The 15,973-nt window shown below is 42.6% G+C and carries 16 protein-coding genes and 1 pseudogene; 2 read left to right on the top strand and 15 right to left on the bottom strand.

Annotated elements, in window-relative coordinates:
- Positions 1 to 568: 568 nt before the first annotated feature.
- The 6 genes and pseudogenes from dnaB to V7K46_RS22085 form a co-directional block, all read right to left on the bottom strand.
- Positions 569 to 1,933: a replicative DNA helicase gene (gene dnaB / locus V7K46_RS22110; RefSeq protein WP_335116849.1), complete on the bottom strand. Its 1,365-nt coding sequence runs from the start codon at positions 1,931 to 1,933 to the stop codon at positions 569 to 571.
- A gap of 36 nt (positions 1,934 to 1,969) precedes the next feature.
- Positions 1,970 to 2,428, bottom strand: a complete 459-nt coding sequence (locus tag V7K46_RS22105; protein WP_335116847.1) for a hypothetical protein — start codon at positions 2,426 to 2,428, stop codon at positions 1,970 to 1,972.
- A 2-nt stretch (positions 2,429 to 2,430) separates the two neighbouring features.
- Positions 2,431 to 3,551 (bottom strand): annotated as a pseudogene (locus tag V7K46_RS22100) (IS630 family transposase).
- Between the two features lie 399 nt (positions 3,552 to 3,950).
- Positions 3,951 to 4,958, bottom strand: coding sequence for an LLM class flavin-dependent oxidoreductase (locus V7K46_RS22095; protein ID WP_335116845.1), 1,008 nt, complete (start codon positions 4,956 to 4,958; stop codon positions 3,951 to 3,953).
- A gap of 618 nt (positions 4,959 to 5,576) precedes the next feature.
- Entirely contained in the window at positions 5,577 to 6,089 is a 513-nt protein-coding gene (locus V7K46_RS22090; protein WP_335116842.1) for a hypothetical protein, read from the bottom strand.
- A gap of 96 nt (positions 6,090 to 6,185) precedes the next feature.
- Positions 6,186 to 6,494, bottom strand: a complete 309-nt coding sequence (locus V7K46_RS22085) for a hypothetical protein (RefSeq protein WP_335116840.1) — start codon at positions 6,492 to 6,494, stop codon at positions 6,186 to 6,188.
- A gap of 91 nt (positions 6,495 to 6,585) precedes the next feature.
- Between V7K46_RS22085 and V7K46_RS22080 the strand changes: the two genes are divergently transcribed.
- The gene (locus tag V7K46_RS22080; RefSeq protein ID WP_335116838.1) at positions 6,586 to 7,332 is read left to right on the top strand and encodes an SDR family NAD(P)-dependent oxidoreductase; all 747 of its coding nucleotides are present in this window, start codon (positions 6,586 to 6,588) and stop codon (positions 7,330 to 7,332) included.
- Positions 7,333 to 7,360: 28 nt separating this feature from the next.
- On the opposite strand, the gene V7K46_RS22075 is transcribed toward V7K46_RS22080, so the two are convergent.
- Positions 7,361 to 7,684, bottom strand: a complete 324-nt coding sequence (locus V7K46_RS22075; protein WP_335116836.1) for a hypothetical protein — start codon at positions 7,682 to 7,684, stop codon at positions 7,361 to 7,363.
- Positions 7,685 to 7,711: 27 nt separating this feature from the next.
- Between V7K46_RS22075 and V7K46_RS22070 the strand changes: the two genes are divergently transcribed.
- On the top strand, positions 7,712 to 7,969 hold the full coding sequence (locus tag V7K46_RS22070) for a transposase (protein WP_442939863.1): 258 nt from the start codon (positions 7,712 to 7,714) through the stop codon (positions 7,967 to 7,969).
- A 319-nt stretch (positions 7,970 to 8,288) separates the two neighbouring features.
- On the opposite strand, the gene V7K46_RS22065 is transcribed toward V7K46_RS22070, so the two are convergent.
- The 8 genes from V7K46_RS22065 to V7K46_RS22030 form a co-directional block, all read right to left on the bottom strand.
- Complete coding sequence (locus V7K46_RS22065) at positions 8,289 to 9,209, bottom strand: helix-turn-helix domain-containing protein (RefSeq protein ID WP_335116834.1); 921 nt, start codon at positions 9,207 to 9,209, stop codon at positions 8,289 to 8,291.
- 15 nt (positions 9,210 to 9,224) lie between these two features.
- Positions 9,225 to 10,118, bottom strand: a complete 894-nt coding sequence (locus V7K46_RS22060) for an NAD(P)H-binding protein (RefSeq protein WP_335116832.1) — start codon at positions 10,116 to 10,118, stop codon at positions 9,225 to 9,227.
- Positions 10,119 to 10,404: 286 nt separating this feature from the next.
- Positions 10,405 to 11,805, bottom strand: a complete 1,401-nt coding sequence (locus V7K46_RS22055; protein WP_335116830.1) for a DNA cytosine methyltransferase — start codon at positions 11,803 to 11,805, stop codon at positions 10,405 to 10,407.
- Between the two features lie 93 nt (positions 11,806 to 11,898).
- A complete protein-coding gene (locus tag V7K46_RS22050) occupies positions 11,899 to 12,294 on the bottom strand; it encodes an ASCH domain-containing protein (protein WP_335116828.1) in 396 nt (131 codons plus the stop codon).
- A gap of 66 nt (positions 12,295 to 12,360) precedes the next feature.
- Positions 12,361 to 13,710, bottom strand: a complete 1,350-nt coding sequence (locus V7K46_RS22045) for a replicative DNA helicase (protein WP_335116825.1) — start codon at positions 13,708 to 13,710, stop codon at positions 12,361 to 12,363.
- A gap of 2 nt (positions 13,711 to 13,712) precedes the next feature.
- Positions 13,713 to 14,501 carry a hypothetical protein gene (locus V7K46_RS22040; protein ID WP_335116823.1) on the bottom strand — a complete coding sequence of 263 codons (789 nt, stop codon included), beginning with the start codon at positions 14,499 to 14,501 and terminating at the stop codon, positions 13,713 to 13,715.
- A gap of 27 nt (positions 14,502 to 14,528) precedes the next feature.
- The gene (locus V7K46_RS22035) at positions 14,529 to 15,107 is read right to left on the bottom strand and encodes a helix-turn-helix domain-containing protein (RefSeq protein ID WP_335116821.1); all 579 of its coding nucleotides are present in this window, start codon (positions 15,105 to 15,107) and stop codon (positions 14,529 to 14,531) included.
- Between the two features lie 60 nt (positions 15,108 to 15,167).
- Positions 15,168 to 15,767 carry an alpha-ketoglutarate-dependent dioxygenase AlkB family protein gene (locus V7K46_RS22030; RefSeq protein ID WP_335116819.1) on the bottom strand — a complete coding sequence of 200 codons (600 nt, stop codon included), beginning with the start codon at positions 15,765 to 15,767 and terminating at the stop codon, positions 15,168 to 15,170.
- Positions 15,768 to 15,973: the final 206 nt, after the last annotated feature.

The following is a 15,973-nucleotide window of genomic DNA, read 5'->3' as shown; positions in this document are numbered from 1 at the left end:
TTGCATCAAGAGGCTGATGTCGCCTGATGCATTCCACTTATTAATACTTATGTACTATAAATGGCGCTCGCATTGTGCCAGTTGCGTAAGTCCTGTATTTGTAGACTACTTGACGAAACTCTTCAAGTCTGGCATTTTTCATGTTGGCAGGTGAGTAATGGTAGTTCTTTTCTCACTTTCTGCCAAAAGGGGTACTGTATTCAATCAGACACCCCTTTTTTCTTGATCATTCCCCATCTAGTCTCAGATTAAAGAGAATGATAATCAAATACGAAAAGTGGGAGAGAAACGAGCGACGCTCGTTTCTCTCCCACCTTTTTAACGATTATCATTATTGTATTTATATTAGACACATACATATTACATAATTATCGAAAGTCGCGGATGTTTAGAGGCTGACAAGATAATATTTTTAATCTGTAATTCTATTTGATTTGCGTTCTCTCATATCGCTTTTAGTCTAAACTCCAGTTTTGAAGCCATACAGTGTTCGTCCTTGACGTTGCCGGAGACATCGCTTCCTTCACCAAACCATCGGTTACTTCAAAAATTCCCAGTAGTCCAATGTCTAAAACTGCCGATGACGTACTAAGTTTTTGAACTTGGTAAACTGGTTGTCAAATAGCAGTTTGACTGTACCAGTAGGGCCATTTCTCTGCTTGCGGACAATTAACTCGGAAATGCCACGGTCAGGGGAATCGGGATTATGAACCTCATCACGGTAGAGCATAATCACAACATCGCTGTCTTGTTCCACTGCCCCACTGTCTCGAAGATCACTCAATATAGGGCGTTTATCATTACGGTGTTCGACTTCTCGGCTTAACTGAGACAAGGCTAGGACTGGAACATCAAGATCCTTAGCTAATTTTTTCAGTCCTCGGCTGATTTGACCCACTCTCTGGGTCATGTTCATTTTTGAATCAGTCCCCTCGGCCATCAACTGTAAATAGTCTACAATAACCAGTCCGACACCACCATGTGTGGCTGAGATTTTTCGGACAAGGCTACGAATTTCATTCATTGTGGGGCAGGAATTATCATTGATAAAAATCCCTTGTTCAGAAAGTTGTGCTACCGCCTGACTCAGGGGTTGCCACTGATTGTTAGAGAGCCGCCCTGTTTCGAGTAAACTGTTCTCAATGCCGGATTCACTGCTGAGAAATCTCTGCACATATTCTTCACGGCTCATTTCCAAACTGAAAACAGCTACAGGTAATCTTTGGGATTGAGCGACATTAAGAGCTAAGTTACCAGCAAGGGCAGACTTGCCAACAGATGGACGAGCAGCGAGTATATACAGGCGTTTGGGGCGAAAGCCACTACCGAGTAAACCATCCAAATCATAGAATCCAGTAGAAATGGCGGGACTAGATATAAGGGCGTGGCGCGACTCGATTTTTTGGTAAGCGTCAACCAAACAGTCAGAAATATGAATCAGGTCATCATGAGAGCGCTGTTGTGTGACACTGAAAACTTTTTGTTCAGCAGCGTCAAGAATCTCTGGTAATTCAGTTTCAGTTTCATAGCCGAGATGTAGAATCTCGTTTGCTACTTTGATTAATTGTCGGCGGTGGTATTTTTCCATTACCAATTCTGCAAAAGCGTCGATGTTGACGGCTGAAACTGTACGGTCAATGAGTGTAGCCAGTTTCTCTCGACCACCAACACGAAACAAAAGCCCATTGTTAGTTAGCCAACTGGTTACAGACAGTAAATCTGTATGTCTGCTTTGTGTATGGAGCCGCAGCGCAGCTTGGTAAATGTCTTTGTGGGAGGAGATATAAAATGCTTCGGGGATTAAGCGATCTACTATTCTGCTCATTGCTTCTGGATCAAGCATAATCCCACCAAGTATTACTTCTTCTGCCTCAATGTTCTGAGGTGGTAAGCGGTCTTGTTCGGATGAAAAGTTCAGTTTGCTTTGTGTCATGACTACCTGGAGAGGAAGATAAATTGCAAATTATTTTTACGCAGCATTTTGATGTAAATAGAGATGCATGGAGGGATGTGTGAACTTTATCCACTTCAGCCATTTGTCCGTTGCACCTGGAGATTGCTGGTCATAGCGGGTACTAAAAGAAGCGCAAGCTTTGTCCTTGCCAACTTCATCGACACGATCTAAAAATTTGCTGAAGGTGGACTTGTGCCAATCAAGAGAACGGTTAGCGAAATAGCCGATGGGTTGCTTTTCATCCAGTTTTGTTGGTTCTGAGGTGGCTTCTGGTTCAGAAATTTGTGACCAATAGCCCAGTAATTCTTCTAGTCCGGCTTTGGAGCTTTCTAAGTTACCAATTGACTTGAGAACTGTGGGTATTTTCTCTTGCCAAGATTCACTATCACTCCACTTAGCCCTGTGTTTGGCGATCAACTCCACCAGTCGGCGATCGCAGGTTTGGTAAATCTTGTCCCTGGTAAGCTGTTCCACATCTAACCTGCAATAACAATATTTACCTTATTTACCTTATTTTTAATTTTTCTCTGCCATTTAATTATTAATTTTCCTTGATTAAGGAGCTTATTTAATAATTCTTGTAAGTTGGAGATAGACTTAAATAATCGATGAGCAATATATTCCTTTGCTGAATGCCATACAAGCTCAATCAGGTTATAGTCAGGACTATATGGAGGTAAAAAATATAACTGGATATTAGGTAAACTTTTTTCTATTTTTTCAAAAATATCTTTCTTTTTATGGTAACTAGCATTATCCAAGATAATTAATATTTTCGGACCTAATGCCTGGAAATCACTTTCTTGGTGTTCCTGTTCAATCCATTCTGATTTAACAAATTCATTTAATTGGATTAACTGCTCATAAAATACATTAGAATTTCCTCTCTCTCTAAAAAAGCACACTCTTTTTTTATCACTATATCTTACTCCTCCCATTACGTTTACACGTCCACAGCTACGCTGTCCTGTAACTTTCTTTCTTTTACCTTTTTTCCCCCAATTTTTTCTCCGAATGACTCGTAAACTAAATCCGCTCTCATCCCAAAACCAAATCTGGAGCCTTTTAGGTTCTACCTTTGAAGCTTCTATATAACCTTCTAACCTTTCTTTAAATGCTTGTCTCTTAGTTATGTCTTGTTTATCTTCAAGGGTATATTTTGCCCACAGGTAAGCAGACTTTTTTTTAATAAAATTCTCCTGACTTATTCTCCACTTAAATCAATACCTGTAATTTCTCCTAAATATGTAGCAAGCCTTGCTGTTGACCATCGACCAAACTCATAACCTAATTCTATCGGTTCTTTTTCGATAGTCTCCATTAATAACTTAATATATTCATCAGTCGCTTTTCTATAATTACCATTTTCACGTTGATCATCGAGAGACTTTATATTATTTGGGTCTCCATGTACGCACCAATATGCTACAGTTTTATATCCACAATCTCAAAAATCACTAATTTCTTTATAGGTCTTCCCATCATCCATTAGTAATAAAATTAGTATCCTCTGTATTAACTGTGGAGAATTGCTGCTTTTTAGCTCAGACAGTAAATTCTCTCGTTGCGATCGCTTGAGATATCCTGGGGCTGGCATAATCGGAGATGCACTCTTTCTACGATTTTCATTATATGCATATTAGATGTGGAATAGCTTATCACTTGGGAGTGATTGACTTAATACATTGCCTGAAACAGTGATCGCTCCACTAAAGAAATGCCCTCACTCGATAAATTACTCATCTCAACAAATAGCTAACCTTAGTGCCATTCCATGATAGCTAATGGTCTATTGAGTAGTACCAATAGCAGATTTCAATTGAAGTTTAATATTTGTACCTTTTTTCAGGGCAACTTCTCCATAAGGGCTAGACAAAACAAAAGCAGCCGCAGCAGTAGCACCTGCTAATCCACCATGCTTGAACTTGGCTTGATTACCAAGAAAATGACCTGTTTTGGATGAAGGAAATATTGAGCAGTGGCGATCGCAGCTTCTTCAGACATAATTTCGCACCTCTTGGTTATAAAGTGCCAAACTTTCGAGTTTTTTTTGCAAGTCTAGTGAGCAGGGATTGAGTGCTAAAGTGCCTAAATTCAGTTCATCTTGAAATCGCTTGATTTTGTCACGACAGGTAGTTACATCACCAATAATTGAGTTTTCCAGTAAATCCTCTTCATTAAAAGACGCTTTTTGCCCACTAATTGGCATCAAATCTTGGCTGTGATTATCGTCACTTTGAACTTGATTTTTAACAGCTTTCATTCTCTGGCTAAAAATCCTCAGAAAAGGCAACGCTTCACTCACTGCTTCTTCATTTGTGCGAGCAACAAAAAAGAACCGTGCTAGCATCAATCGATCGGAACCACTGGAATTAATAGCACGATATTTCGTAACATTGTTTTTGAGAGTATTTAAAGAAAACTGTGTTCCTCCCATTAAACCAAAAGATTTGACAGCACTAAACTTAAGCGTGTCATCATCGCTAGTTGCTACATATACTGAAATCGATTTCTGCAAAGGTTTTGGAGAAATAGTCATACCTTGGCACTGATAATATTCACCGGTAAATGACACGTCAGTGTAATATAGTAACTTATGAATCAATGTGATTGCTTCTAAAGTTTTAGAGCGAGATTCACTCATAGAAGTAGCAAAATGCTTATTTTGTTCGGGGAACGGACCACCCTTAGCAATTCCAATAGAAAGTCGTCCGTTGCACAAATTATCCAGTGTAGCAATACTTTGTGCAATAATAATTGGGTTATGAAATGCCAGCAATAATGCTGCTGAACCTAATCGAATTTTGTGAGTTACGCCTGCTAAGTGTGCCATTAACACTAAAGTCGATGGACTAACACTGAAATCGTTAAAATGATGCTCTGTTATCCAAGCTTCTTCAAAATCTAAGCTTTCTGCGTATTTGACTAACGTCACTTGCTCAAAAATCATCCGATGAGCATTTTGATAATGATTTTCGTAATTACAGAAAAGTCCTGTTTTCATAGTAAGTATTTTTCTGATTGTGTTTTAAAGCATTGCAATTTTAATCACTTGCGGGCAGGGAGCGAAACGTTTTAGATGAATTTGGTACTGTATAAACAAGATGTGAGTATAGAAATTGCTTGAACAAGCAAGCAATGTAGAAGAATTTCGATTGTTGACAAAAAATCTGCCGTTTTGGTCAAATAATTCGTCGCTCTACACCAGATGCCCTACTGTTAGCTGCTGTGTGTAGTTGGCTACTGTGTACTGGTAATGAGCGAAGGGCGATCGCTTACCGCCTTTGACGTCACTTCTGATTATGGCGAAAATGTTGGGAAATGGAAGTTAGCTGGATGTTGGAAATCCTCATGTATTACACAATAAAGTGCGGAATGTGGGATAGATTATTTGGTGCAGCAATTTAATACTGCACAGAAAGGCTTTAAAGCTCCTAAATTTCAGAGACTTCAATTGCTACAGTTTTATTCCTGGTGATGCCTACGGCGGCAAGCTACGGAATATTGAAAGCGGCTCATCAAGCCCAAGTGCGTAACTTTCGGTATTACTGCTCATTTAGGAAAGTGATTTTTTTTTGGGGGGAGATAGCAAGCGCTTTGTGTGCCCTGAGTTTCTATTTCTTCAATCGGCATCCTGTTCCACAATCTGGGCTTGCAGTACCCGATTTTGTAAGGGGGAGGCAGTACGATCAACTCTACCCGCAACTACGACTGACTTTCCTACCGTAAGCGAGTCAGAGACAACTGTGCCATCTGCGGACTCAAACAAAGCAAAAGTGGTATCAACGGTAAACGTCACCCCGGCAATGATGTACTGTGGACAGGGTCGACCTGGTTTACACACAGGTCTAATGTCAGGTGTGCGAACCGTTGCTGTCCGACCCTCAATGCTAATTACCTTACCTTGAATTACAATGAAACGAGTTGTCTGGGTATTTGGCGGATAACAAGGGCCACCATCAACACCAATACAAACACCGCTGGAATTGATAGCGATTGAGCCTTGTATGATTGTCAGTGGTTTAACAACTTGAAGTTTGGTTTGCTCTTTGGCAAACGCAGGAACACTAACCATAGTAGATAGGAAAGCCAGTCCGACAAAAGCTGCGGGTATTCTAAGGCAGCTAATAAGCATAGTAATGTTTCCTTTTTAAATATCACCTGTATTTACTTATTACTGTCAAGCGCACAAGTTTTATGCAAAACGCGCCACTGTTTGGTGTCTGCCTGTTTAGTGCTTGCCGTCAATTTCCTTTACAAACTGTACTGATTGAGAAGATATATGTGACCACAAATAAGAATTTTCTACCTCTATGCATCGATTATGAGCCGCTCTGACAACAACACCTGTATTTTGGCAATGACTGACTTGTGCGAATACTTCTGCAATATCACCTTCCCGGTTAAAGATATGAACGACTCTTGAAGTCTGTCCTCCTATGGGGGTTTTTAAACTAATAAATAGGTTTTCTACTTTTTCAAACGCTTCCACCCATCGGTAAGACTCTTTTTCAACAAAATGGCTTTTTTCTTTGAGCAATGTGTTTTTCTTTTAATCGGAACGTTAAGCCGTCGCGCGCGGCATGGCTGCGTTTTGTATAATTCACATTGAAGGTAAATGAGGGGGTCTGATGTCAACTGAAAATCTGGATGGAAAGGTCGCACTTGTCACAGGTGCGTCTGGCGGCATTGGAAGCGCTATCGCCAAGGGGCTGGCGGCGCAAGGCGCTTTGATCATCGTTCACTATTCGCGTGGTGCCGATGCCGCGCAAGAAGTTGTAGCCGCTATCGAAGCTGAGGGTGGGCGAGCTATTGCCCTGCAAGCGAATCTTAGCAACATTGCAGATATTCGTCGCTTGTTTCAAGAGATTATCGGACGCTTGGGCAAACTTGATATTTTGGTGAATAATGCCGGTGTTGCACGAGGAGGACTTTTGGCAGAAGTCACGCAAGAGGACTACGAAGCTGTATTCGACCTGAACGTTCGTGCTGTCCTTTTTTGCTCGCAGGAAGCCGCACCTCATATCGGAAATGGCGGACGCATCATCAACATTTCTTCCAGCACGAGTGTTTACCCACACGCTGGTTCAACCATTTATGCAGCCAGCAAAGCGGCAGTCAGAATGTTCACACAAGTGCTGGCTCAAGAACTAGGAGAACGCCAGATTACGGTTAACAGCGTAGTTCCTGGCCCAACTTCTCCTGGAATGTTCGACAACGCACCCGTGGAACATCAAAAAGTAGCGGCTCAAAGCTCTCCATTGGGGCGTTTGGGAACTCCTGAAGATATTGCTGAAGTCGTCGTCTTCTTGGCATCGGAAAAAGCACGTTGGCTGACAGGGCAAGACATTGTGGTTAATGGTGGCGCAAAGATTTAGTGCCATTCGCAACTTGAGTGACGGCAGATCAGATGTTCATGTTGCCAACTGCCGCAAAATCGGCTTCAAAGCCAATTAACAACGCCCTAACAATGCCCCTACACACTGACCGTCGAGAGTTCAGTAGTTTCTGTGCGAACGCCACAGGAGTAAGTTTTTCCGAGATACTGACATTCAAGTAATTTTTGATAACGTGCCGATGCACAACAGCCAGTGCCTTAAACTCCAGCATCTTTGAGTCAGTTCCCCGCAACTGAACGTCTGGTGTAAGAAACTGCAACAGATTCAGGCTTTCCATTAACAACACAGCCGGCAATAACTGCGCCTTGTTAAAATCTGGTTTCCAAACCAAATTCTCTCCCGCCTCTATCTTACTTATGTGACCCAGGTCTTACTGCCTCAGCTATGGAAAGGGGCAATTGTAGTCATGGATAACCTCAAGGTTCATCATGCCGAGCGTGTCAGAATTGCCATTGAGTCCGTCGGTGCAAAAGTCAAGTTTTTGCCGCCTTATTCTCCTGATTTATCACCTATTGAGCAATGTTTATCGAAACTGAAGCAATTTCTTCGTTCCTGTGAAGCACGTACTCCTGATTCACGATGGCCTTGCGATGGCTCTTGCTGTAAATTACATTAGCGAAGATCATGCCTTGAGTTGGTTCACTCACTGTGGTCTATTTACCTGAAAATTGCTGTAATTAAAAACTGCGATCGCTTCAAGAATGATTCTTGGTCAACTGTACCAAAATAGCCTCAAGACTCTATAGAGCAACGTTTGTGGTTCGTTGTGTTCAAGGGCGTTGCAACGATATTCTTCATGAGAGTCGCGTAATTCAAGAAGTACATCGTCTAAAATTGCACTTCTAGCCAATACACGATCGACATTTTCAGTGTCGGCGCACCGTCAGAATAAAATTACGAATACTGTAAGCGAGTTTTGATTTATTTGTGACAGTCTAACTAAACGAGTTTCTAAATTCGAGTGGCGAGACGCTTGTCTTATTCTTAAATAATTTATTAAACGACTGCGGATGTTCAAAACCGAGCCGATACGCGATTTCGCTGACTGAAAGCGATGTTGTGGATAACGTTTCTTTGGCTTTTTCGATTAATTTATTGTGGATATGCTGTTGAGTGTTTTGTCCCGTCAGCGTTCTTAACATATCGCTTAAATAATTCGGCGATACGTTTAATTTATCGGCAATATATTTGACGGTTGGAATTCCCGATTGTAATTCATTTTGTCTGTCAAAAGACTCGTTTAATAAATCCTCCAGTTTCACCAGCAAATCACTGCTCGCTTTTTTACGGGTGATAAATTGCCGATGATAAAATCTGTTTGAATAATTAAGCAGTAATTCAAGTTGTGAAACAATTATATCCTGACTAAAGTTATCAATATTGGAACGATATTCCTGCTCCATATTTTTGATAAGATCGTTCATGATTGCTTCTTCTTTTTGAGAGAGGTGCAAAGCTTCATTGACCGAATAGTTGAAATACTCGTATCGCTTGATCGTTTTGGCTAGCGATGTATTCCATAAAAAGTCGGGATGGATTAGTAGTGACCATCCCCTACGCTTTGATGCTGCATCTTTATCAATCTCCACTCCGAAAACCTGACCGGGCGACATAAAAAACATTACGCCTTCATCAAAATCATACTCCTGCTGACCGTATTTATATTTAGTGTTAGGTGTTCTTTTGAGCGCGATTGTGTAGAAATCAAAGACAAGATTTATTAATTCTTGGGGAGGCACATATTTAATGGATTCTAAATTAATCACGCTGATTAAAGGATGCTCAGGTTTAGGAAGCTCCAGCATCCGATGATATTCGGTGATCGTTTTAAATCTACGCGGTTGTGTGTTTGTCATATCGAAATGTAATTATTACTGATTGTAAGCAACCGCGAAATCTTTCGCAAAATCTTTCAGCTTTACTTTACCCAATATTGGTCTATGGCGGAAATAGTCTTCATACAATCTGCCTCCACGCCTAGCGGCATTCATTTCCACAAAACCCTGTGCAGTTTGCGGGTTCATTCCTGATTCCAATAGACCATTTAAAAATTGTTCGTCAGAAATTTCCAGCCATTTGAGATCGGAATTTCCGATGGCTTCGCCCAGAATTTCGGCGATTTCGTTTGGCGAAACTTCATCGCTTGCAATATAACGAATTTCTTTACCATTAAAAGGTTTTTCAATTTCTTCGGCAATCACCGCAGCAATATCTAAAGGGGAGACCCACGGTTCTTTTTCATCGCCGCGATAGTTGCCGACAATCGCGCCAAGTGATTTGATGGTTTGGATAAAGGTATACATGTAAGTGTAAAAACCGACTGGGCGCACGAATTTAATAAAGATATCTTCCGGCAGCTCTGTTAAAATATTTTCGACATTGTAATGAAACCGGAGCAAGCCAACTCCTTTGTCAGCACCGATGCTGCTCAGATGCACGACACGTTTTACACCCGATTGTTCAATGGCTTGTTTGTAGTTTTTGCCAATCTCGGTGATCGCCGCTATAACATCAACATTTGGGTCGAAGAAAGCATCGGGGGCGAGCGATTCCATCACATAAACGACATCTGCGCCTTTAAAAGTCGCTGAGAGAAAGCCAGCGGATTCCATTGTGCCAATGGTAGCTTTTGCGCCTAGAGCTTCGATATCTTTCTGCCTTTCGGTTTTGCTGCTGATAACTGTCACCTGATGCCCTTTTTTCACTAACTCTTGTGTCAGTGGTTTACTAATATTTCCTAAAGAACCTGTCACTATAACTTTCATAAATATTTCCTCACAAACTATTTCTAAATTGAAATTTTAATTTCTCTATTTATGGTAGGTAATTTTTTAGCTTTAAAGTTAGCCGAATTATCGGTAATTGTATCCAAAATGTAGAATTTTGCTGCTTAACTAGGGTCAGGCCGCAAAGTGTACCGAGTCATTGGGTGTGTTCCAGATTTCTTAAGGCAAATCAGAGTCATGGTTCGCACAACTGCAACTCTACTAATCCTTTCATTCAGAAAAGAGGAATAGGCAATACCCTAAATTAGAGCAAGCTTTTCACATATTAAACTCCTGCCAATTGTCGTTGTATGTCAGTAAATAACTGTGCCGCGAAACAGGGAGGAACAGAGTAACCGATGATTGACCCTGCTGTAGCAGTATCGTTAGGGAACTCATACCAATCGGGAAACCCTTGCAAGACTGCCGCCCCTTGGATGGTCAAAGACTTGACCGTACCATCAGGCAACCAGATATCAGTGAACTTACTACGGTTGCAGCCTTTGTGATCTGTGAAGTGTGAACGCAATATAGTATTACAAGGTAAATGTCCAGGTTTGTACTTGGATTCTGTACGCCCTCCAACTCGCTCTATTAACAGTGGTGTGGGCGCATTCCCGGCTAAAAATTTCTCCAAAGCTTGTTGCTGTTTGGGTAGCAGATGTGAATCGGACATCGTAGGAATGAGATGAGCTATTGCCTCGTACCAACCATAAGGTGTAGTTACTGAAGGTAAGGTAACGTGAAAACCCTTGCTTGCAATCAGGACTAACCGCCGCCGCGCCTGAGGCAACCCAAAGTCAGCCATGTTGACCACGCTGTAATCAACTGAGTACCCCTCTTGCTCCAAAGCATCCAGGATGATGACAAAACTCTGACTGTTTTGATAGCGTGGTACATTTTCCAGTGTAAACACCCGTGGCTGTAACTGTCGGATGGCTTCAGCAATAGCGATCGCTGCGCTCAGGTCGTCAGCCGTTTCAAGCGCAATACCAGCTTTGGCAGTGTGGGCAAGGCTAAAGTTGGCGCACACCGGGGAAGCATGGAGGTAATCGGGGCGGCGGGGGAAACCTACAAATCCTAACCGTGCTACTTTTTGAACTGTTTGTTGAATGATTTTGCAGCCATACTCATGAAAGTTGCGGTGATGAGTTTTGGTGATCGCTCGACTCAATTCTGGTTTGCTTGGGTCAAACTCGACTGCGATGACTGGGCGAATACCAGCTTGCACCATCCCAGCTTCAACCCCACCACCACCCGCGAACAGCACTACAGCGATCGGTGCATCATTTGGTAGCGTTGGTTTTATTTTTGTGTTATCAAAATTTTTGCAGACATTTAATTTTGGAGAGTACTTTTTGGTTTTCGCTTTTTTGATGAAAGCGATAATATCTTCCCTTGCCGCCCCTTGCTGCTGCAAAGAGTGAATTTTTGTCACAGCATTAGGAAGAATTGAACTAATGCTTCGCCCTTTCCATATCCCTCCCACTTTCTCTTCCCAGTTGTAACCCCAACGCCAATGCCGAGAGTTATCTGGGTCGCGTTCACTTATAACTCGTGGGTAAAAAACCATTGAACCATCAAGTAGCTTTTTCTTTTCGAGGTACTGATATAGACATCCTTGGCTACGAAGTTGTTGACCTTTGAGGTCATCCTCTAATAATTTTTCGGGTATTGCACAAGACATAAACATTACTGGTTCAGTTCAGCCAGGACGTGCATGGGTTAGTGGACTATTGCGGAGTATGGCCGTTTGAGTTTGGAGCGATCGCTATTGGAGTTATACAGCGATTGCTTGCCTTACCAAATCATCGGGTACTTCAAAAATCCCCAGTTGACCAATGTAAGGAATCGGTGTAATGTCGCGTGGATTCTCCAGATGCCAATGGTATTGCTCAGGCATTCCCCAGCCAGATGCAACCGGTGAAAACTGACAATCAACTATTGTGGCAATACCGATGATTTGACCGCGACGTAAAGAGATTAACTCTGGGATTACTACACCCATCGCTTGACAAAATTCTTTCGCCTCAAAGTACGCTTTTTTGGTACAGGTTTTTGCGGCGTGAATGAGAATATCGCCACGATAGTTGATAGGCCAGCCACGGTTTTCTATGTTTTTGGTGGAGTGGATTATTGCATAAGCCCAGGGTTGGCGAACGGATAGCGCTTTCATCTGTGTTAAAACTCCAATAGTTGAACGTAAGCATCTAATGCAGCGATCGCCGGATGTGGCTGTAAATTATCTCGCCAAGTTCAAAAATTTCGATGTAGATAAATCGCACAACATCGTCGCAGTGCCGAGCTTACCGTAAAGGCGGTTTTTCTCAACAATCAACTCAATAGTGCGGTCGCTTGGGTCTTTCGTATACACAGCATCGCGGTAGAGCATAATCAACTGGTCACAAACCTCGAAGATTTCACCAGAGTTGCGAAGTAAATGACGATTGGGGCGTTTGTCAGCCGTTGTTTGATTCCCTCGGTTGATTTGACAGCCCAAGAAAACAGGGATTTTGTGAGACTTGGCGATATCCCGAATCTGGCGGGTAATCTTGCCGACTTCAAAAGCCATATTCCCAGCAGATTCCAGAGGAATCTGCTGTAAGTAGTCAATAAATACAGCACCAATAGAACCACCAAATTCACCAATAGCACGGCGCACAGCACTTGCAATCATTGCGGTTGTAGGGGAGGAATGTTCGTAAACCTTCCAAGGCAGTTTTACCATTTGCCCTATGCCTTGTGCTATTGGTTCCCAGTAGTGCTGAGTATTGGTTTGGATTGCCGAAGCATCTACGCCTGTAATTCGAGCCAGCATTCGGGCATTGAGTTGATTCTTGTCCATTTCTGGGGTTACATACAGAACTGGTTTTCCAAGTTTGGTCATGATTTCGTAAGCATAAGAAATCATAAAATGAGTTTTACCCATGTGAGATTCAGCAGCCACTACAACTAAACTGCTGGGATAAATGCCACCGGTGATATTTTCGAGGTCGTACCAACCCACCTTCTGCCCTGCCATATTGCCCATCTCCAGCTTTTGGAACAGTTCAATGCCCATGTCTTGTGCCGAGAACACCTTGCAGCGTTCATCACTTTGATTTTGGGTAACGCCAAAAACTTTCGCCTCAGCAAGTCTTTGGAGAAGTGGTAGTTCAGTTTGCGTCTCGTAACCGAGTTGGACAATTTCATTGCCCACTTTGATTAGCTGTCGCCGTCGGTATTTCTCCATCACCAAATCAGCCAAAGCATCGATGTTGACGGCGGACACAGTGCGGTCTACCAAAGTTGCTAACTTGTTTCTCCCACCAATGCGATTGAGCAGATTGTGGTTAGCCAACCAAGCAGTTACTGAAAGTAAATCTGTGGGCTGATATGTCGCATGAAGTCGGACTGCGGCTTGATAAATATCTTTGTGGGCGCTGATGTAAAAGGCATCAGCATGAAGGATTTCACTTATTCTAGCGATCGCTTCTGGGTCGAGCATAATCCCGCCCAAAATCGCTTCTTCAGCTTCAATGTTTTGTGGGGGCAAGTTGACTTGATTTTGATCAGGGGCAAAAGAAACTACGTTGTCTTGATTAGAGTGCATAATCAGGCTCTTAGTGCTAATTTTAACTGTGCTTCAACTTCTCGCAAATTCATGGAAGATGGTCTGGTGTTGCTCGGAACTTTTGGCTCATTTGCTTTGGCTTGAAGTTTCGCTTTTAGCTCCAGCATTTGTGGGCTGTGTTGATACTCATTGGATGGAACCTGAATGGATTGCTCAAGAGTACGGCGCTTATGGTCTTGTGCCAAAGCATCTTCAAGCGTGATGCTAGTGGTGTTTTTTACTCTGTGAGCCAAAGCAGTATGCTGTTGAGGTAAGGGCTGTTTTTCTGTTTGCAATACTGCTTGGCTTAAACGCTGATTCAAATTCGTCCATCCCCCTTTGGTTTTCTCCCAGGTGTTCATGACTGCGATCGCATGATCTATTTCCTGTTGTGCCGAGCGTTTCGATTTCGTGGCTAATTCTTGTGCCAGGAAATCCACGACTATGGGGTTGAAGTTCTGGTACAAGTTATTCAACTTCCTCTGTCCACTGCGCCAAGGTAAAACCCAGCGATTCCACTTGATTGAGTCTCTGACCTTGAGGGGCACACAATCATCACTCATAGCGGTCGGGTCTGTTAACCACGCATCAATCAGTTCTTTCACATTCTGGGCTGTCTTGTAGGGACAGGTTAGTTGCAGCTTATTGGTTTGTTCAGATTTATCGAACGACCACGCCGCCGTATTGTGTCCTCTTGAGGGGTTATCGGTTTGTTGCGAAAACTCGGAATTTTTTGACAACGAAGTGGGTAATTGTGGGGTTGGTTGTTTGTGTTCTTCAAGTTCAGTCAAGTTAGTTTGTTTAGTTTCACACACACACTATTCTGGGGTGGAGGGCGCGGGTGGCGTTGCCAGGGGCGCGTCCTTGAGTGGATGGACTTCAGTTGGATGATCTTTAACTGGATATACTTTGGGTATTCCCCCACTACTACCCTGGTCTTCCCCGACTACTACCCCTGGTATTCCCCCATTACTACCCTGGTTTCCCCCTAGTATTCCCCCACTACTACCCCGATTTTTTCCTCTGATTAAACTTGATTGTTTAGTAGAAAAAGCAAACCAGTCGTCAATATCTGTGAGTTGATACTGGTTAGAAGATACTGAACCATTGGACTTGGTTTTGGGAGTTTTAGTGATTAAGTTCCACGAAACCAGTTCACTGACTGCGGAGATCGCTTTTTGCCTTAAAGTTTCAGTTGAAGAACCAGGGAAAGAACCACGAAAACAGGCTTCACCGATAGATTTATATGAAGGGAAGGCGTTATTATCACAACCGGCACGGCGGCACAGGTGGCAGTAAACCCGAAATGCCTCCATTGTTAGTGGCAAATCATCCAACTTACTATCGATGTAAATATGGCGTTTCCTTGTGTTATCACTAAAGCTATCGGTACTCATGATTCCCCTCCTTGAGTTACTGTCTCGTGGTAATGTTTTCAAAAACTGCGAATTATTTGCTTATTTCTGTACCCCAATGTGTGGGCGAAACGTCAGATTAATTCGTGTAGTCACAAACTTGTTGGTCTTGGGTACTTGGTGTAGATGAGTAGATTGGCAACCTGGGTGCATGGCCAACAGACTGCCGTGTTCCAACCAGAAATCAGTCGGCTTTCCCCCTATCGGCTTTATCTGAAATTTGCGAACAGCACCAACACTGATAGAAGCGATCGCTGGGTTAAATCCCATTGATGACTCATTATCAGAATGCCAGCCTATCGAGTCTTGTCCACTCCTGTACTGATTGCCGATGACGATGCGGAAGCTGTAACCAGTAGCAGATGTAATCCTATCTCGCAGTTGGGCCAGCGATGAAGTCCAAGGTAATGGTTTGAGTAGTACGCTTTTTGAGTAGAGATAATCACAGCCTTCATCACCATAAATGCACTCTAAGCGCGGAACGGGCATAGTTTTGCCTAACATCCTGATTTGGTTTTGCTGCCATTGCAGTTCTTGGCAATGCTGGTAAAGTTCGTTTGCTTCCTGTTTTGTGAGAAAGTCGGGATAATAACTTACAGGTAAAACTGTTGTAGGTTCATCAAAAAGTGTCATTTGTTTCATACATACTCCTTAAGCGGCGATCGCTCTTAAGATTTCTTCTGCGCGTTCCTGTGAAATAGCCTCAGGACTTACGCAACTGGCACAATGCGAGCGCCATTTATAGTACATAAATATTAATAAGTGGAATGCATCAGGCGACATCAGCCTCTTGATGCAACAGTGATAGATAGTAGTGAAACATTATCTAAATTTTCATGAGAAAATTT

It is taken from the genome of Nostoc sp. (assembly GCF_036917395.1).
Classification (GTDB): Bacteria; Cyanobacteriota; Cyanobacteriia; order Cyanobacteriales; family Nostocaceae; genus Nostoc.
This window is presented reverse-complemented; position numbering and strand designations above follow the sequence as displayed.